The organism is Neisseria sp. P0001.S007 (genome assembly GCF_051963655.1).
In the GTDB taxonomy this organism is placed as follows: Bacteria; Pseudomonadota; Gammaproteobacteria; order Burkholderiales; family Neisseriaceae; genus Neisseria; species Neisseria subflava_A.
Genome location: NZ_JBQCUB010000001.1, coordinates 228,213 through 245,987 on the forward strand (window position 1 = coordinate 228,213; position 17,775 = coordinate 245,987).

A 17,775-nucleotide genomic window follows, 5' to 3' on the forward strand; every position below is an offset into this window, starting at 1 on the left:
AGGCCGTCTGAAACGTTTCAGACGGCCTGTTTCCCAAATTCAACTTATCTGAAAGGCTTTGCCGTGAATATCCAAATCAACAACATCACCGTCAGCAACGATGCGCCCTTTACCCTTTTCGGCGGCATCAATGTCCTTGAAGACCTCGACTCTACGCTGAAAGCCTGTGAGCAATACGTTAAAGTAACCGATAAACTCGGCATCCCTTACGTTTTCAAAGCCTCTTTTGACAAGGCAAACCGCTCTTCCATCCACTCTTTCCGCGGTGTGGGTTTGGACGAAGGTATGAAGATTTTTCAAGCGGTGAAGCGCGAGTTTAACGTTCCCGTGATTACCGACGTTCACGAGCCTTACCAATGCCAACCGGTTGCCGAAGTCTGCGATGTCATCCAGCTGCCCGCCTTCTTAGCACGCCAAACCGATTTGGTGGTAGCAATGGCGAAAACCGGCAATGTCATCAACATCAAAAAGCCGCAATTCCTCAGCCCGTCTCAAATGAAAAACATTGTGGAGAAATTCCAAGAAGCAGGCAACGATCAAATCATTTTGTGCGAACGCGGCGCAAACTTCGGCTACGACAATTTGGTGGTCGATATGCTCGGCTTTGGCGTGATGAAAAAAACGTGTCACAACCTGCCGGTTATTTTTGACGTAACCCATTCCCTGCAAACGCGCGAATCCGGGGCCGCCGCATCTGGCGGTCGTCGTGCCCAAGTATTGGACTTGGCGCTTGCCGGTATGGCAACCCGATTGGCCGGTTTGTTCCTTGAATCTCATGCTAATCCCGACCAAGCCAAATGCGATGGCCCAAGTGCATTGCCGCTTGCACAATTGGAAGACTTCCTGACCCGTGTTAAAGCAATCGATGAAACTGTGAAATCGTTTGCGCCTATGGATATTCGTTAAGGGCAAATAAGTTAAAAGGCCGTCTGAAAGCATTTTCAGACGGCCTTTTTATTGGCATTACTGTCCGCGTAAAAACAACGCATCCAATTCTTTTAAAGTCAGTTTGACCCAAGTCGGACGGCCGTGGTTGCACTGGTTGCTGCGCGGTGTGTTTTCCATATCGCGCAGGAGTGCGTTCATTTCGGGCAAAGTCAGTTGGCGGCCGGCGCGGACGGAGCCGTGGCAGGACATGGTGGCGAGGATGTGGTTTTCGTGTTCCTCGATGGTTTGGCTGCTGCCGACTTGGGCGAGTTCTCCCAAAATATCTTTGGCCAGTGAAACGACGTCGGCTTTGCCGAGCATGGAGGGGACGGCACGGACGGCAAGGGTATTGCCGCCCATATCGGACAATTCCAGGCCAAAGCCTGCCAGTGTTTCGGCATGATCTGCAAGGGTGGCACATTCTTCGTGGGACGCGGCAAAGGTTACGGGGATAAGTAGGCGCTGGCTTTGCAGGTTGCCGTTTTCTTGACGTTGGCGTTTCATTTTCTCGTAGTTGACGCGTTCGGCAGCGGCGTGCATATCGATGAGCAACAGGCTGTCTTCGGCTTGGGCAAGAATGTAGATGCCAAGTAATTGAGCAATGGCAAAGCCGAGCGGCGGCAGTTCGGATTGGTAGGGAAGGCCGTCTGAAAGCGGCGTATCTGTTTTGGGAGTAGGCATTTCAGACGGCATATTGCCGAAACGTGCCTGCTCGAATTGGCTCAATTCAAGGTCGATGTCGTCGGTTTTTTTGTAGAGTTCGGCATAAGTATTCATGGCCGCGCGGCTTTCGCGCAGGGACAGGCTGCGTTGTTGCGGTGCACGCGCGGCTTGGTAAGGCATGGGCGAGGTTTTGCCTGATGAGCCAAAGGCATTGCGTGTATCGGATTTGTTGCCCGTCGGGTAGTTGGATGCGCTATCAAACAGATTTTCGCTGTCGTTTTCAGACGGCATTGGTGCAGGCGTAACGCCGGTAATGTCATGCAACACTTCGCCTGCGTTGCTGACGCTTTCGGTCAAGTCGGCGCGCGTGTTGGCAAGTGCTTTGTTGAGCGTGTGGAACACAAGTTGGTGCACCTGTTGGCTGTCTCGGAAGCGGATTTCGGTTTTGGTCGGGTGGACGTTGACATCCACGGCTTCGGGCGGCAGGTCGAGGAAGAGGACGAAGGCGGGTGTCAGTGCGTTGTGCAATACGTCGCGGTATGCCTGTTTGACGGCATGGAGCATAACTTTGTCGCGCACGAAGCGGTGGTTGACGAAGCAGTATTGTTTGTCGGTTTTGCCTTTGGCGAAGGTGGGTTTGGCGATGGCGCCGTAGAGCCGCAACGCGCCGTTGCCACTGTCGATTTCTAGGGATGCCGTCTGAAAGTCTTCGCCGACGATGGCGGCTATGCGTTCGTGCAGGCTTTGGGCGGGGAATTTGAACACTTGTTTGCCGTCGCGTTTGAGCGAGAAGGCGATGTGCGGATGCGCCAGCGCGAGGCGTTCGAGCATGGTGGCGCAGTGAGCGTATTCGGTGTTTTCGGATTTGAGGAACTTGCGCCGCGCGGGGGTATTGAAGAAGAGTTCGGCGGCTTCGATGGTGGTGCCGACGGGGTGGGCGGCAGCGGTGGGGCTGCTGAGTTTGCCGTCTTCGGCTTTGACTTGGGTCGCGTGCGCGCTGCCGTCTTGGCGGCTGGTCAGGGTCAGGCGGCTGACGGAGGCGATACTGGCCAAGCCTTCGCCGCGAAAGCCCATGCTGGCGACGTGTTCCAAGTCGTTTAAGGTTTTGATTTTGCTGGTGGCGTGGCGGTGGAGCGCAAGCTCGATGTCGTCCGGATGGATACCGCTGCCGTTGTCGCTGACGCGAATCAGGCGGATGCCGCCGCCGGCCAGCTCGACATCAATCGCCGTCGCACCTGCATCGATACTGTTTTCAACGATTTCTTTCAAGGCGTTGGCAGGGCGTTCGACCACTTCGCCGGCGGCGATTTGGTTGACAAGATGGTCGGGCAGGGCGGCAATTCGGGACATCGGTTTCTTTCAAAAAAGCAACAGCGGAAGGGGAAAATTACAGGTACTTGCGCATCAATTCGCATTCGACACGGACGGTTTTGTTCAGCTGCAACACGGCAGTACCGAGCGATTCGTAGCGGTTGATGCGATAGAAAGGCACGGAATTGAGCGAGGCATACAGTTTGAGAAAGCTGAGGCCTGCATTTCGTGCCATTTCTTCGGCGCGACCGAGCAGGGCCGTGCCCAAGCCGAGATTGTGGAAGAGCGGATGGACGTATAAGGCGTCCAGTTGCGCTTCTTTGAAATCGACTTGGAAGAAACCTTGAATCAGCCCTTTGTATTCGACCACCCACAAGGCTTTGTTTTTATCGGAGATAGTTTCCAAATAGCTGTTGATGTCGAGCAGACTTTCCCATGTGTGCATAATGGTTTCATCGTAACTGCGGATGCAGGCGTATTGAACGGCATGCAGATGGGCGTTGTGTATGGCTTGGCAGTCTTTTTCGGTTGCCGGACGGAGGATGGTCAGAAGGCTCATGGCGGATGGTCGGAAAAATTGATTTCAGACGGCCCTTAGCAATCAAAGGCCGTCTGAAAAAGTGGGTAGGGTTACAGGCTTTGATGTAAGGTTTGTGCGGTTTGGAACGCGTTGTCCGCATCGTTGGCCAAGACGGTAAAATGGCCCATTTTTCGGCCTTTGCGCGCGGCTTTTTTCCCGTAAAGATGCAGATGTGCATTTGGATTGCTTTGCAGCGGCAGCCATTCGGGTTCGCCGCCGTCTTCCTTCCAAACGTCACCCAAAATATTCGCCATACAGCAAGAACTCAGCAATTTGGTGTCAGCCGGAGGCAGGTTGCACATCAGGCGGACTTGTTGCTGGAATTGGTCTACCGCGCAGGCATCGATGGTATGGTGGCCGGAATTGTGCGGACGCGGGGCGATTTCGTTGACGACTAATTCATGTGTATCGCCGACAACAAACATTTCTACTGCCAATACGCCGACGTAGTTCAATTCATCGGCCAAACGCTGCGCCATTTGTCGCGCCTGTTGCTGCACGTCGGCACTCAGTCGCGCAGGGACGATGGAGTAGGCGAGGATGCCGTTTTCGTGAATGTTTTCGGCAGGGTCGAAAGTTTGCACGTTGTCATTGTTCAGACGGCATACGATAACGGAAATCTCGCCGCGCAAGTCCACCATTTTTTCTAAAACGCAATCCACGCCGCCGTGTTCGGCAAATGCGGCTTTGAGTTCATCCAATGTTTTTACGCGGATTTGGCCTTTGCCGTCGTAGCCCAAAGTGGCAGTTTTCAGGATGCCGGGCAGAAATTGTACGCTTTCTTCAGTGATGTCTTCGGCTTTGCAAACTGCTTGATACGGCGCGGTTTGCAGGCCTGCTTTGCGTATCCATGCCTTTTCCTGAATGCGGTTTTGAGCGATGGCAACGCAGTCGCCGCTGGGGGAAACATTGGTGTGTTTGGCGAGAAAACGCATCGCATCGGCATTGACGTTTTCAAACTCGGTCGTAACCGCCGCGCATTTTGCCAATTCTTCCAAAGCTGCTTCATCGTCAAACGGCGCGCACAAATGGCGGTCGGCAAATTCTGCTGCCGGCGCATTCGGGTCGGGATCGAGTACAGTTACTTTGTAGCCCATAGTTTTGGCAGCAACAGTAAACATTCTGCCTAATTGTCCGCCGCCAAGAATGCCGAGCATAGCAGGAGGGAGGATGGGAGATGTGTTCATGGATAATCGCTTTATGAAGAAATTGGGTAGGGTGTTTGCAGGCCGTATGAAAAGGGTTTATGGGTTTCAGACGGCCTGATGTTTTAAAGTTTGCCGATAAATTGCGGCGGAACGTTTTCGGTTAACCATACGCCGTTGTCTGCCAAATAAAATTGATGACCTGCCGCAAGCATGGCAACAGTGTCGATGGTCAATACAACCGGCTTGCCGTGTCGAGAGCCGACGTTGACGGCTGTTGTAGCATCGGCAGACAGATGGACAAAATGGCGCGAGGCAGAATGCAGGCCTTGCTCCAAAATAGACGGAACAGAGCGCTCAGCCGTACCGTGATACAAAATCTGAGGAGGCGTTGCCACTTTGTGTTCGACCTGAACTTGTGCCGTCGAATGACCTTGCGCCGCGCGGATGCGTTTGCCGTCTTCAGAAAGGGTAAACCGTTTTTTATCGTTGTTTTCGACCACTTCCAGCAATACTTCGTAGGTCAGCGGATTGCCCGTAAAGCCGCGCTCGGGATGGTTTACCTGTGTCAGCAGGGTATCAATATCCACCCAGCCGTCTTTATCCAAAGTAATGCCGATTTGCTCGGGATGATGGCGCAAGATAAAGCTGAGGAATTTGCTGATGGATTTTAGTTGTTTTTCGTTTAGTATCATAATCTTGTTGTTTAGTCATTTCAGAGCGCAGGCCGTCTGAAAATTATTTGTCCAACCCTTCTTGCACCATCTGCGCTGCGCGCACGACGGCGCGGGCTTTGTTTTGGGTTTCTTGCCATTCGGAGGTTGGGTCGGAGTCGGCAACTACGCCTGCGCCGCTTTGGACGAAGAGGGTATTGTTTTTAATCACGGCAGTGCGGATGGCAATGGCCAAGTCCATGTCGTTGTTGAAACTCCATACGCCGACTGCGCCGCCGTAGATGCCGCGTTTGCTTGGTTCGACTTCTTCGATGATTTCCATGGCGCGGACTTTTGGAGCGCCTGAAAGTGTGCCTGCGGGGAAGGTGGCGGCGAGGATGTCCATGTTGGTCATGCCGTCTTTCAGACGGCCTTCGACGTTAGAGACGATGTGCATCACATGGGAGTATTTTTCAATCACCATTTTGTCGGTGACTTTGACTTCGCCGGTTTTACTGATACGGCCGACGTCGTTGCGTCCTAAGTCAATCAACATGACGTGTTCGGCAATCTCTTTGGCATCGCTCAGCAGGTCTTGCTCGTTGGCGAGGTCTTCGGCTGGTGTTTTGCCGCGCAGGCGCGTGCCGGCGATAGGACGGACGATGACATCGTCGCGTTCGCGGCGGACGAGGATTTCGGGCGAAGAGCCGACAATATGGAAATCGCTGAAATCGTAGTAGAACATATACGGCGATGGGTTCAGCGTACGCAGGGCGCGGTAGAGGGCAAGCGGATTGTCGGTAAATTCCATACTCATGCGTTGGCTGGGGACAACCTGCATGCAGTCGCCTGCAAAGATGTAGTCTTTGATTTTGTTGACACAGGCTTTGAAAGGTTCTTCTCCGAATTCGCTGACTGCTTGGGTTTGCTTGCTGCCGAGGGAAAGCGGGATGGCGCAACTTTGGCGTAGCTGGGTACGGATGTCTTCAAGACGTTCGCGCGCGCGTTCGTAGCCGTTGGCCTGAGAGGGATCGGCATAAACAATCAGGTAGATTTTGCCGCTTAGGTTATCCACTACGGCAAGCTCTTGCGAGAGCATCAGGAGGATGTCGGGCGTACCAAGCGGATCGGCTTTAGCCGTATGTTTCAGGCGGTGGGCAAAATGTTCGAAATTGTAGATGGTTTCATAACCAAAGTAGCCGACCAGGCCGCCGGTAAAGCGCGGCAGGCTTGTGATTTCGGGCGTTTTGAAGCGGTTGTGGAAGGCTTCGATAAAGGGCAGGGGATTGCCGTCGTGTTGTTCAACGATTTCGCCGTTTTGATACACATCGACATGTTTGCCGCTGGTTTTGAGATAGTGGTTGCAAGGCAGACCGATAAAGGAATAGCGGCCGAAGCGTTCGCCACCGACAACGGATTCGAGTAGGTAGGTGAAAGGCTTGTTGGCAAGTTTGAGGTAGATTGAGAGCGGTGTGTCCAAGTCGGCAAGCAGCTCTTGAACGAGTGGAATGCGGTTGTAACCTTGTGCGGCTTGGGCTTGGTATTCTTGTTTGCTGATCATCTTGATAAGTCTTTCAGACGGCCTGTTTTAGGGTGTTAAATCGTGTGAAGAGTATAGCATTTTATTGGAATTGTTGACAGTCTGAGCGTTATGTCAGATATGGAAAACGCCGTCTGAAAAAGACGGCGCGAGGTATCAGGCAATGGTGTTGGAGATTTTGTTTTTCCGGTTTCGTTTCCACTTGAAAACATAAGCGGCAACAACGGGAATCAGGGCGATAATGGATTTGAATGTCCAGCCTGAATACCATGTACCTTCGGGAACATCGCTTGCAAGCCAAGTGAAGTACGGCCACCAGCAGGCAACCAGGCTGCCGAGGAACAGCGGCCAAATATGACGGCTTAAGTTGCGTTGCCATAAAAGGAAACAGATGGCTGCCCAAACGAAAGTCAGTACGGTAATCAGGAGGATGGTGTAGGCATCTGAAATCAGGATGGCGGCAAAGTAGTAGCTGAGTCCGACCCATAATAGGGCAAGTATCAAGACGATGATTTCTTCCGGGCGTTTAAACATATTTTCTCTCTTTTATAAGACTGGCAATGCGTTAATACTATACCCTAAACAAGAAGCGATGATAAGAGTCTTTCAGACGGCCTTGTAGCCGGGTTTGCTATAATGGGCTCAATCAATTTTTTGGAAAGGACAAACCATGACGGCAAACTTTCAAGAAACGTTAAAGGCTTTGGGCAAACAGGCAAAAAAGGAAGCAGCGGAGCGGGAAGCGGAAGCAAAGACTAAAAAGCAGGCAGAAGATGTGGATTTCAGTAAGGCAGTTGGTAAGGTTACGCCGTTGAAAAATGCCGGTAACTATTATGAACAGCCCCGTGATAAATCTCCGATCAAGCCGCGACCTAAAGAAATGGCGACTTTGGAGCAGGAAGATTATTTTTATGTGGGTAGCGGCGGCTGGGAAGAACCGCCGGCTTCGTTCAGTAAAAACGGGCAGGGTAAAAATGATTTGATGCGTTTGCGAAACGGCCATTATCCTGTTGTGGCTGATGTGGATTTGCACGGCTATACGCAGGAGGAAGCGCAGCAGGTATTGAACGAATTTATTGAGTTTACAAAAAAACGCGGCGTTTGCGGCGAGATTGTCCACGGTAGTGGCTTGGGTTCTTCAGGCTATAAACCGGTTTTAAAAAATATGACGCGCCGCTGGTTGATGCAGCATCCTGATGTGTTGGCTTATGTTGAGCCTCGACAAGGTAATGATGGTGCAGTCAGGATCTTGTTGAAACGCCAACGCCGAGACGATGATTGGAAGCAGTAAAATATAAAAAGCAGTGTCAGTAAGATGACACTGCTTTTTTATAGTTGTTAGACTAAGAAGATTTCTTTTTGGAAACCGATTCGCAACCTTTTCCATTGGTCATTGTGGTTTTGGAATCTTTGGCGGAATTAATATCAGTACATTTGTAAGTATTGCCCAAACTATCCATCCAAACGGAAAGGGTATAGCCTGTTTTTGTGGGAATGGCTTTCAAACGATAGGCTCGGCTTGTACTGGCATTAATCATTTCAGCAGAGTATTGGTATTTGTCTGCCAAATCTTTATGGCCTTTGTATGAGGCAATAAATGTACCTAATTCTTTTTCAATCCTTTTAGTTTCCCAATTTGGATTTTTAACCATCTTATTTTTAAAAGCAGAATTGATGGCAACTAACTCGGCATGCGCTTGTGATTGGTAGCCTCGTTCAATGTAGCGGTTGTAAGACGGAATGGCAATGACGCTCAGGATGGCTAAGATGGCGACGGCAATCATCATCTCAACCAGCGTAAAGCCTAGTTGTTTGGTAGAGGTGGTATTCATTATATTATTCGCTGGCAACGTAAGATTGAAGAACGACCTGTGTATTGTCATTCTTACCCCATGCTTTGGCTGTAACACGGTAAATAGTACGGTTGTCGGCAGAGTTAGTGCCTAGATATTCGATGATGTAGCGGGGATTTTTTGCGATGCTACTATTTTCACCTAGAGAATATTCTGTGCCGTTAACATCAATACATTTTTGAGGTTTTTTATTCTTCTTTTTTTTATCTATACATTCAGGGAGTATACGATCCCAAGCATATCCTATCTTATTGTCATTTTCTTGTGTTTGAAAGTTACCGTCGTATTTAACGTATGGTGTAAAGCATAAACCGTCTTTACACTCTTTAGTAAAATTAGTCTTTTTCCCTTCAATATCAAAAATTTGATTTTCACCTTCACGCAATGCCGCTTCGGCCAAAGTGGTTGCCAGTTTGCGGTCGGCATCATTGGTGCTGATACGCTGTTCAGTATTGTAGGATTGGGTAGCTGTGACCACGAGCAGGGCGATGACGACCATCATCATTAAGACGATAAACAAAGCATAGCCTTGTTGCTGGTCGGGCTTGATTAGAGTGATCGGTCGGCGCATACGTTTCCTCCGCGGATGGTGGCATTAATATTATAGATATCGACTTTATTGTCTTGTTCTTTTGATGGGTCAATACTGCCGTTATTCAGTACGATTTGGATAGAAGCCGGAGACTTGGCCTCAATTGAGGTATCCAATTGATCTGCATACTTAAAGGTTTCCGCATTTGCTCCACTTGCTGATGCATTTTCAGAATCAGAACATTCCGCATAGATATAGTGGATATCCATGGTTGTAATGCCTTTAATCAACAGCTGCGGATTACTCCATGAGCCATCATTTGATAATTGGAAACGGAACAAACCGCTCTCTTCACCAAGTTTACCGACAGCGTAGGCAATCATTTCATGTTTCATGATGGCGATACTGCCGTCTTGATCAGAGTTGGTAATTTTTAAAGCCGATTTTGCCGCAGCCAAATCTTTAATTTCTGTGTGAGGTTTGGCAATGCCGGAGCAGCTGCTGGCAATGGCAGTTTTTTCAGTTGAGTCTGCTTTGTCGATACCGTATTGAAACAGCAGGATTGGGTCTTTACCGGTTTGAGCAAAGCCGCTATAGCTTAATTTATTGATTTCTTTAACCGGCAACAGATTATTCACACCAGCTGTTTTTAAGGTATATTCATCTGAGCTTTTGTCTTCTATTACTGCAGAGGCAGGAAAATTCGCCATATTGAAGCAGCCGAAATTGCCTGCCATACGCGCATCGCGGACGATCATATTAGCAGCGTTGCGCAAATCTTGTTGGATACCGATGCGGGCGTTGGCAGATTTGTTTAATCCGCGTGCAGTAAAGTAAGTGGAGCTGACAGCCATTAAGACAATCATGCTAAGCAGGCTGGCAACCAAAAATTCAAGGATGCTAAAACCGCGAATGGCGGTTTTATTGGGAATATGGTTGAGTAAGCGTTTATTGTTCATTGTTAGTCTCTTACGCGTGATTGGTAGGTATAGACAACGTGATGCCCCGATGTGTTGAGATTTTTTGCGGTATTTTCTTCTTCGACATCTTGCAACCATAAAACTTTAACGATGGTTGTGTCGCCTTTGCCATCGCAGTTTGCTTGGAAGCCATTTTCGTAAGTCGGCTCTGCACCGGAAGAATCTTTGCAGATGGTCGAGAAGACTTGGGCTTCGGGAAGGGCTTTGGTTAAGTCAGCCTTAAACTGGGCAATTTGCGCCTGCGCAAGTTGTTCTTTCGTCATTTTGTCTTCAAATTCAGTAGTTTGATTTGAATCTTTAAGCTGTTCATAAGCTTTGTAGGATTTTTTATAACGGGGAGTTTTTTCGCCTGTCATCTTATCGACTTCTTTTTCTTTAGGGAACGTCGGATTAATGAGCATGCCTTCAATCAGATTTTGTGTAATTTGGGCGACGGTGGTTTGATTTTCAGACTCGCGCACGTTGGATACGGTACGCAGTTGGACAGCCAGAAGGGCCAGCACACCGATGGCAAGGACAAACATGGCAATCAAAACTTCAATCAGGGTCATACCTGATTGAAGTTCTGGGGTAAAGCTTGATGAGCTCATTTTCAGACGGCCTTTAAATGATCTGAGATGAGTAGGATTAGTAATGTTCATAAGATACCGTTGTTATTTTTTGGAAGTGTATTCGCACATTTTGCGCTCATCGTTTTTAGCACAGATTTCGACATGCCCATTGCCATTGATTAAAAGTACGGTAGCACGGGCTTTCTTGGTTTCAGCATCGGTAGCGGATTTATCCGTCAGGCTGATTTTGATGTGGCCGTCTGAAAATTGATAATTCTTGCCATCGGTCGAATGGCCAAATGTACCATTGGGAAGAAACCTCCACCAGACTTCGTTTGAAGCCGAAGTAGAGAGGGCAGAACGGTCATTGCCGATAGGGATGTAGTCGAAGCTGTATTCTACTTTGTCGGTGCCTCCATTGAGAATAATGGAGCGGACGGATAAATCGACTGTATCGTTTTTATAGTTGGAATCTCCGTTTTTATCGGCGTAGGCCAACATACCATTACCGGCATATTTGGAATCGCAACCATTATTGGGCGAGCCATCGGATTTGATTTTGACCGGGCAGATGTAAACGGGAAGATTGAGACGGACGGCCTCATTTCGCGCGAAGCGCAGCAGATTGGCAATTTGCTCTGCTTGCGATGCTGCACGTCTGGAGGCAATCCATTGATTCATATTGGGAAGTGCGATGACGGCCATTACTGCTGCAATAGTAATGACAATCAGCAACTCAATTAGGGTGAAGCCTTTTTGTGTCTGATACATGAGTGATTTTTTGGTAGTAATGTGTTGGGTAACTGACGTTTTCTCTTTTGCACTTGCCTGCGGCAATGCTTTTGCTTTTATTAGATTTATTTTAAACGATTTTGTAATGCGTGACTAATGAAATATGAAATTCGGTTAGTTTTTCAGACAATCTGTCTCAATCTTCCATCAACATGGATTCTGGAACATAGGCGGCATTATCAAATTTGGTAAATTGACCCATCCAAGTGAGGAATACTTTCCCGACTGGACCGTTACGGTGTTTGCCGATAATACATTCCGCCAAGCCTTTTGCGGGTGATTCTGAATTGTAGTATTCATCACGATACATGAACATAATCAAGTCGGCATCTTGTTCGATTGCGCCGGATTCACGCAAATCGGACATCATCGGGCGTTTGTCAGTACGCTGCTCAACTGTACGGCTCAACTGCGACAGGGCAATGACGGGAACTTGCAATTCTTTAGCCAATGCTTTGAGGGAGCGGGAAATTTCGCCAAGCTCGGAAGCACGGTTGTCAGAACGGCCGGAGCCTGACATTAATTGCAGGTAGTCGATGACGATCAAACCCAATTTGCCGTTGAACTGGCGAGCAAGACGGCGGGCGCGGGCGCGGAGTTCGAGCGCGGTCAAGCCCGGCGTTTCATCGATATACATGGGTGCATCGGAGAGTTTAACGACCGCTTCGTTCAGACGGCCCCAGTGTTCGTCTTGCAATCTGCCGGTTTTTAAAACGCTTTGGTCCAAACGTCCGACTGAACCCAGCATACGCATAACCAGCTGCGCACCGCCCATCTCCATAGAGAATACGGCGACAGGTAATTTGTTTTCTACGGCAACGTGTTCCGCAATATTGATCGAAAAGGCAGTTTTACCCATAGACGGACGGCCTGCGACGATAATCAAATCGCCCGGTTGAAGGCCTGATGTTTTTTTGTCGAGGTCGATAAAACCTGTCGATATGCCGGTTACTTCATCAGGATTGTCGCGCGAATAAAGCATATCGATGCGTTCGACCACTTCTTTCAGAAGGTCGGGCATCTCAAGGAAGCCTTGTTTGGATTTGGCTGTACTTTCGGCGATTTGGAATACTTTGTTTTCCGCATCGTCCAAAAGCTGGCCTGCATCGCGCCCTTGCGGATTGTATGCGCTGCGTGCAATTTCCGTGCCGACTTCGGCAAGCTGGCGCATGATGGAACGCTCACGCACGATTTCGGCGTAGCGGCGGATATTGGCAGCGGATGGCGTGTTTTGCGCCAGCGTAATCAGATAGTTGAATCCGCCTGCCGCTTCCAATTCTTCATTGCGTTCCAAACTTTCCTGAACGGTAATGACGTCGGCAGGACGGCTTTCATTAATCAGGTTGGCAATGGCACGAAAAATCAGGCGGTGTTCGTGGCGGTAAAAATCCTCGCCGGAAACGACATCGGCAATACGGTCCCAAGCAGAATTTTCCAGCATCAGGCCGCCCAAAACGGATTGCTCCGCTTCTGTGGAATGTGGCGGCAGTGACAATGCGCTGATTTCACGGTCTTCAGACGGCATATCGGAATAATTGCTCATGACGGGCATCTCTGGCTGGAAAATTGCAATCCACTATTATAGCGCAGTGTAAGTTCAATTGGTTTGTTTAGGCTAAAGCAGGTAAAATAGCAATGTTGTCGATTTGACAACACACACTACCAAAATATAAATATCAATAATTAGGAGCATAAAAATGGAACACAAGCTGCCACAATTGCCTTATGAACTGGACGCATTGTCCCCACATCTGACCAAAGAAACTTTGGAGTTTCACTACGGCAAACACCATCAAACTTACATCACCAATTTGAACAATCAAATCAAAGGCACTGAGTTTGAAGAAATGCCTTTGGAAGAAATCCTGAAAAAATCTTCCGGCGGTATGTTCAACAACGCTGCTCAAACTTGGAACCACACTTTCTACTGGCTGGGCTTTACCCCTAAAGGCCAAGGCAAACCTGCCGGTGAATTGGCTGCGGCCATCGACGCCAAATGGGGCAGCTTCGAGAAATTTCAAGAAGCGTTCAATGCTTGCGCGGCCGGTACTTTCGGCTCCGGTTGGGCATGGTTGGTGAAAACGCCTGCCGGCGAATTGGATCTGGTTTCTACTTCCAATGCAGGTACTCCGCTGACTACTGAAAATACTCCGCTGTTGACTTGCGACGTATGGGAACATGCCTACTACATCGACTACCGTAACAGCCGTCCTAACTACCTGAAAGGTTTCTGGGAAATCGTTAACTGGGATGAAGTTGCCAAACGCTTTGCCGCATAAAACGATATGAATGAAAAGGCCGTCTGAAGAATTTTCAGACGGCCTTTTTGTCGATATGGGCGTGATGAAATGGTTTAGATGAATGTTTTTTCTGTTTGATGCGCAAAATTATCATGGAGCAGAAAAAAGGATAAACGAGAGATTATGCTAAAATATTGTCAACAATTTTTCGATTCCACATGATATGGAATCAGCGTTTGACACATATCACACAAGAGGATTTTATGAAATTTCTAGACCGTGAGGCGACCATTGCCAAACCCGGCTTTAATCGTTGGCTGGTACCGCCTGCCGCTTTGGCCGTGCATCTTGCCATCGGGCAGATATACGCTTATTCCGTGTTCAATGCGCCGCTGACCAAACTTATCGGTATCACTGAGTCGGCTGCAGGAGATTGGAAGCTGACTACGGTCGGTTGGATTTTCAGTATTGCCTTGGCGATGTTGGGCGCGTCTGCCGCTATGTTCGGTACTTGGATGGAACGCGTTGGGCCGCGTAAGGCGATGTTTGTTGCTGCCTGCTGCTTTAGTTTGGGCTTTTTTGTGTCGGCGATCGGCGTCCATACGCACAATCTGTTTTTGCTTTATTTGGGCAATGGAGTGATTGGCGGGGTTGGTTTGGGCTTGGGTTATATCGGGCCTGTATCGACGCTGATGAAATGGTTTCCCGATAAACCGGGTATGGCGACAGGTTTGGCAATTATGGGTTTTGGCGGCGGCGCGATGTTGGCTTCGCCTTTATCCGTGTCGCTGATGAGTTTTTTCTCCAGTGAAACTTCGGTTGGCGTAGCTCAGGCTTTTGTCGTTTTAGGATTGTTTTATTTGGTGTTGATGATGTTCGGCGCGTTTACGATCCGTGTACCTGCCGATGGCTGGAAACCTAAAGGTTATGTTGCGCCGAAAAACAAAAGCAAATTGGTCAGCAGTAATCATGTCAATGTCTCACAAGCCATGAAAACGCCGCAATTCTGGCTCTTGTTTTGGGTGTTGTGCTTGAACGTGACAGCGGGTATCGGCGTTCTAGGTCAGGCTTCTGTCATGATTCAGGAGCTGTTTTCTGAAACTTCTGTCGGTAAACAGGCTGCCATTGGTGCGGGTGCGGCGGCAGGTTTTGTAAGCCTGTTGAGTCTGTTTAATATGGGGGGGCGCTTTTTGTGGTCCAGCGTGTCCGACAAAATCGGGCGTAAAAATACTTATACTATTTTCTTTGTGCTCGGCTCGCTGTTATATTTTGCCATTCCGTCGATTGGCGAGAGCGGTAACAAGGCTTTGTTTGTTATTGGGTTTTGCATCATCATTTCCATGTATGGCGGCGGTTTTGCAGCGATTCCAGCGTATCTGAAGGATTTGTTCGGTACTTATCAAGTCGGTGCAATCCATGGCAGGATTTTGCTGGCATGGTCAACTGCTGCCGTTATTGGTCCGGTGTTGGTCAACTATATCCGCCAAAGCCAAATTGAAAGCGGTGTTCCGGCTGCCGAGGCTTATAGCATTACCATGTACATTATGGCAGGTTTGTTGATTGTCGGTTTACTGTGTAACTTGAGTGTTCGTTCGGTTCATGAAAAGCATCACGAGAAAGACATTAAAGTAGCGGCACATAGCGGCAACCCCGATGATGAAACCGCTGTATCCGATGCCTATCTGATCAGCAAGAAAGTATCAGCGGGCGGTATCGGAGTATGGTGGCGCTGGGCTTTGGTCTGTATCCCTTTGGGCTATGGCGTCATTATGGTTTTTGTGAAAGCCTTAAGTTTGTTTAATTAATTGTTGAAAATTAAAGGCCGTCTGAAAGTTTCAGACGGCCTTTTAAAATATTAAGCAACTAATCTTTTGATACACTGATGGTATGTTTGATGTGTTTTAAATTCGCAACGATGGTAAAAGTCATCATCACCAGTAAAGCCCATGAACTCCATTTGCTGATGTGTACCGATGCCCACGCGCCGATTTGGTTGGGATAGCGCCAAACGCCAAATAGAGTTCCCAAATTTTCTGCCAGCCAAATAAAAAATCCGATCAGGACGAAAGCAAGCAGGAGCGGCATTTTGCGAGTGGTGTCATAGGGCGTGTATAAGACCGTTGTCCGAGCGTATAGGCCGAGAGCAAAAGCAGCAAGATACCAGCGATAGTCGCCAATATAGTGATGGGTGAAAAAATTGATATAAATCGCCAGTGCGCACAAAGTACCCAACCAATATGGCGGATGGCTTTTGATTTTGAGGTCAAACAGCCGCCATGCTTGAATGATATAGCTGCCGACTGCGGCATACATAAAGCCCGCAAACAGCGGTACGCCGCCGATTTTAGTGTAAGCCTCATCCGGATAGCTCCAAGACTGGATATCGCCTGATGTTTTGAACCATTCTAAAGCAAAGCCCACCAAGTGAAACAGTGTAATCGATTTCACTTCATCCCAAGTTTCCAGCTTGAAATACAGCATGGCTGCTTGTACGGAGACGGCAAAAATCAGCAGCAGGTCGTAGCGTGAAATTCCCAACCAGCCTGTTTTCGGAACGAGGAACATGGCAATGAAAAACAAGCCTGCAAATAAGCAGGCTCGTGCTTCTTTCAAACCGAAGAACCAAAATTCAACGATAAAGCGTCGCCAACCATGCAAATCCTTGCGCTTGGGATGCTCAGTCAGCCAAGTATCCAGTTTGCCCAACATATTTTCAGACGGCCTCTTTATCTTAAAAATGTTTTAGGCAGATTGAATCGGAATGATACGGTTTTGCTTACGTTTTGCACCACCTTCGCAGTAGTTGGTTTTGACATAATCTTCAACGATTTGTAAAAACTCGGCAGCGATATTGTCGCCTTTGAGGGTAACTTTCCGTTCGCCGTCTACATAAACCGGCGCAACCGGAGTTTCGCCTGTGCCGGGCAGGCTGATACCGATGTCGGCAAGCTTGCTTTCGCCCGGACCATTTACCACACACCCCATTACGGCAACGTTCAATGATTCAACGCCTGGATACTTAGTGCGCCAAATAGTCATTTTTTGGCGTAAATAGTTTTGTACGTCTTGCGCCAATTCTTGGAATACAGTACTGGTGGTACGGCCGCAGCCTGGGCAGGCTGTAACCATTGGTGTGAAGGAACGCAAGCCCATGGTTTGCAGGATTTCCTGGCCGACAATGACTTCTTGAGTGCGAGAACTGCCGGGCTCGGGGGTTAGGGAGATTCGAATGGTGTCACCGATACCTTCTTGCAGCAATACGGCCAAAGCTGCTGTGGAGGCTACAATGCCCTTGCTGCCCATGCCTGCCTCAGTCAGACCGAGATGGAGCGGGTAACGGCAACGGCTGCCTAATTCGCGGTAAACCTGAATCAAGTCTTGTACGGCGCTGACCTTGCACGACAAAATGATTTTGTCTTCAGGCAAGCCCAAAGCCACGGCTTTTTCTGCCGATTCCAGCGCCGAAACAATCAAAGCCTCTTTCATGATTTCTTCAGGCGGCTTCGGTGTAGCAGAAGCTAGGTTGGCATCCATCATACGTTTGGCAAGGCTTTGATCAAGCGAACCCCAGTTCACACCGATGCGTACGGCTTTATTGTTTTCTGCCGCTGTACGAATCATAAAGGCAAATTTCTCATCGCCTTTTGCACCTTTGCCGACATTGCCCGGGTTGATGCGGTATTTAGACAGAGCCTTTCCACACTCGGGAAATTCAGCCAATAAGCGTTCGCCATTAAAATGGAAGTCGCCGATCAGGGGCGTGGTATAACCCATATCATCTAAGCGGCTGCGGATTTCGGCGACTTTGGAAGCAGCTTCCGGAGTATTGACCGTGATGCGTACCATTTCTGAGCCGGCATCGCTCAACTCTTTGACCTGTCGGGCGGTTGCTTCTGCATCTGCGGTGTCGGTATTGGTCATAGATTGCACAACAACGGGCGCATCGGAGCCGATGATGAGATGGTCAATTTTGACTTGATGTGTCTGACGGCGTTTAGGTGTGGTCAT

Annotated in this window: 18 protein-coding genes; 4 read left to right on the plus strand and 14 right to left on the minus strand. The window is 48.9% G+C overall.

Annotated features, from left to right (window positions below; genetic code table 11):
• The first annotated feature begins 63 nt into the window (after window positions 1-63).
• Complete coding sequence (gene kdsA, locus ACTHRE_RS01105; RefSeq protein ID WP_377072968.1) at window positions 64-906, plus strand: 3-deoxy-8-phosphooctulonate synthase; 843 nt, start codon at window positions 64-66, stop codon at window positions 904-906.
• 57 nt (window positions 907-963) lie between these two features.
• Here the strand turns inward: kdsA and mutL are convergent, their stop codons facing one another.
• The 6 genes from mutL to ACTHRE_RS01135 form a co-directional block, all read right to left on the minus strand.
• Window positions 964-2,940: a DNA mismatch repair endonuclease MutL gene (gene mutL, locus ACTHRE_RS01110; protein ID WP_377072967.1), complete on the minus strand. Its 1,977-nt coding sequence runs from the start codon at window positions 2,938-2,940 to the stop codon at window positions 964-966.
• A 37-nt stretch (window positions 2,941-2,977) separates the two neighbouring features.
• The gene (locus tag ACTHRE_RS01115) at window positions 2,978-3,460 is read right to left on the minus strand and encodes a GNAT family N-acetyltransferase (RefSeq protein WP_377072966.1); all 483 of its coding nucleotides are present in this window, start codon (window positions 3,458-3,460) and stop codon (window positions 2,978-2,980) included.
• Window positions 3,461-3,531: 71 nt separating this feature from the next.
• Window positions 3,532-4,668 carry a 5-(carboxyamino)imidazole ribonucleotide synthase gene (locus ACTHRE_RS01120; RefSeq protein ID WP_440344769.1) on the minus strand — a complete coding sequence of 379 codons (1,137 nt, stop codon included), beginning with the start codon at window positions 4,666-4,668 and terminating at the stop codon, window positions 3,532-3,534.
• Window positions 4,669-4,751: 83 nt separating this feature from the next.
• Window positions 4,752-5,321: an RNA 2'-phosphotransferase gene (locus ACTHRE_RS01125; protein ID WP_377072962.1), complete on the minus strand. Its 570-nt coding sequence runs from the start codon at window positions 5,319-5,321 to the stop codon at window positions 4,752-4,754.
• 43 nt (window positions 5,322-5,364) lie between these two features.
• Window positions 5,365-6,840, minus strand: a complete 1,476-nt coding sequence (gene trpE, locus ACTHRE_RS01130) for an anthranilate synthase component I (RefSeq protein WP_377072960.1) — start codon at window positions 6,838-6,840, stop codon at window positions 5,365-5,367.
• 135 nt (window positions 6,841-6,975) lie between these two features.
• On the minus strand, window positions 6,976-7,353 hold the full coding sequence (locus ACTHRE_RS01135; protein WP_377072958.1) for a hypothetical protein: 378 nt from the start codon (window positions 7,351-7,353) through the stop codon (window positions 6,976-6,978).
• A 136-nt stretch (window positions 7,354-7,489) separates the two neighbouring features.
• Between ACTHRE_RS01135 and ACTHRE_RS01140 the strand changes: the two genes are divergently transcribed.
• Window positions 7,490-8,110 carry a Smr/MutS family protein gene (locus tag ACTHRE_RS01140; RefSeq protein ID WP_070646874.1) on the plus strand — a complete coding sequence of 207 codons (621 nt, stop codon included), beginning with the start codon at window positions 7,490-7,492 and terminating at the stop codon, window positions 8,108-8,110.
• Between the two features lie 52 nt (window positions 8,111-8,162).
• Here ACTHRE_RS01140 and ACTHRE_RS01145 read toward each other — a convergent pair whose 3' ends face one another.
• From ACTHRE_RS01145 to dnaB, 6 genes are all read right to left on the minus strand, one after another.
• Entirely contained in the window at window positions 8,163-8,651 is a 489-nt protein-coding gene (locus ACTHRE_RS01145; RefSeq protein ID WP_070646875.1) for a PilX family type IV pilin, read from the minus strand.
• A 4-nt stretch (window positions 8,652-8,655) separates the two neighbouring features.
• Window positions 8,656-9,243, minus strand: a complete 588-nt coding sequence (locus ACTHRE_RS01150; protein WP_377072956.1) for a pilus assembly PilX family protein — start codon at window positions 9,241-9,243, stop codon at window positions 8,656-8,658.
• The gene (locus tag ACTHRE_RS01155; RefSeq protein ID WP_296184211.1) at window positions 9,222-10,163 is read right to left on the minus strand and encodes a PilW family protein; all 942 of its coding nucleotides are present in this window, start codon (window positions 10,161-10,163) and stop codon (window positions 9,222-9,224) included. The genes ACTHRE_RS01150 and ACTHRE_RS01155 overlap by 22 nt, the downstream gene beginning before the upstream one ends.
• A gap of 2 nt (window positions 10,164-10,165) precedes the next feature.
• Window positions 10,166-10,825 carry a type IV pilus modification protein PilV gene (gene pilV / locus ACTHRE_RS01160; protein WP_377072954.1) on the minus strand — a complete coding sequence of 220 codons (660 nt, stop codon included), beginning with the start codon at window positions 10,823-10,825 and terminating at the stop codon, window positions 10,166-10,168.
• A gap of 12 nt (window positions 10,826-10,837) precedes the next feature.
• The gene (locus ACTHRE_RS01165) at window positions 10,838-11,506 is read right to left on the minus strand and encodes a GspH/FimT family pseudopilin (RefSeq protein ID WP_219088641.1); all 669 of its coding nucleotides are present in this window, start codon (window positions 11,504-11,506) and stop codon (window positions 10,838-10,840) included.
• A gap of 157 nt (window positions 11,507-11,663) precedes the next feature.
• Window positions 11,664-13,070, minus strand: a complete 1,407-nt coding sequence (gene dnaB / locus ACTHRE_RS01170; RefSeq protein WP_440344768.1) for a replicative DNA helicase — start codon at window positions 13,068-13,070, stop codon at window positions 11,664-11,666.
• 154 nt (window positions 13,071-13,224) lie between these two features.
• Between dnaB and ACTHRE_RS01175 the strand changes: the two genes are divergently transcribed.
• Together ACTHRE_RS01175 and ACTHRE_RS01180 are read left to right on the plus strand one after the other, a co-directional pair.
• The gene (locus tag ACTHRE_RS01175) at window positions 13,225-13,806 is read left to right on the plus strand and encodes a superoxide dismutase (protein ID WP_070646879.1); all 582 of its coding nucleotides are present in this window, start codon (window positions 13,225-13,227) and stop codon (window positions 13,804-13,806) included.
• A 224-nt stretch (window positions 13,807-14,030) separates the two neighbouring features.
• The gene (locus tag ACTHRE_RS01180; protein WP_377072951.1) at window positions 14,031-15,572 is read left to right on the plus strand and encodes an L-lactate MFS transporter; all 1,542 of its coding nucleotides are present in this window, start codon (window positions 14,031-14,033) and stop codon (window positions 15,570-15,572) included.
• A gap of 58 nt (window positions 15,573-15,630) precedes the next feature.
• On the opposite strand, the gene ACTHRE_RS01185 is transcribed toward ACTHRE_RS01180, so the two are convergent.
• Window positions 15,631-16,476, minus strand: coding sequence for a DUF817 domain-containing protein (locus ACTHRE_RS01185; RefSeq protein WP_070589759.1), 846 nt, complete (start codon window positions 16,474-16,476; stop codon window positions 15,631-15,633).
• Window positions 16,477-16,509: 33 nt separating this feature from the next.
• Complete coding sequence (gene ispG / locus ACTHRE_RS01190; protein ID WP_377072949.1) at window positions 16,510-17,775, minus strand: flavodoxin-dependent (E)-4-hydroxy-3-methylbut-2-enyl-diphosphate synthase; 1,266 nt, start codon at window positions 17,773-17,775, stop codon at window positions 16,510-16,512.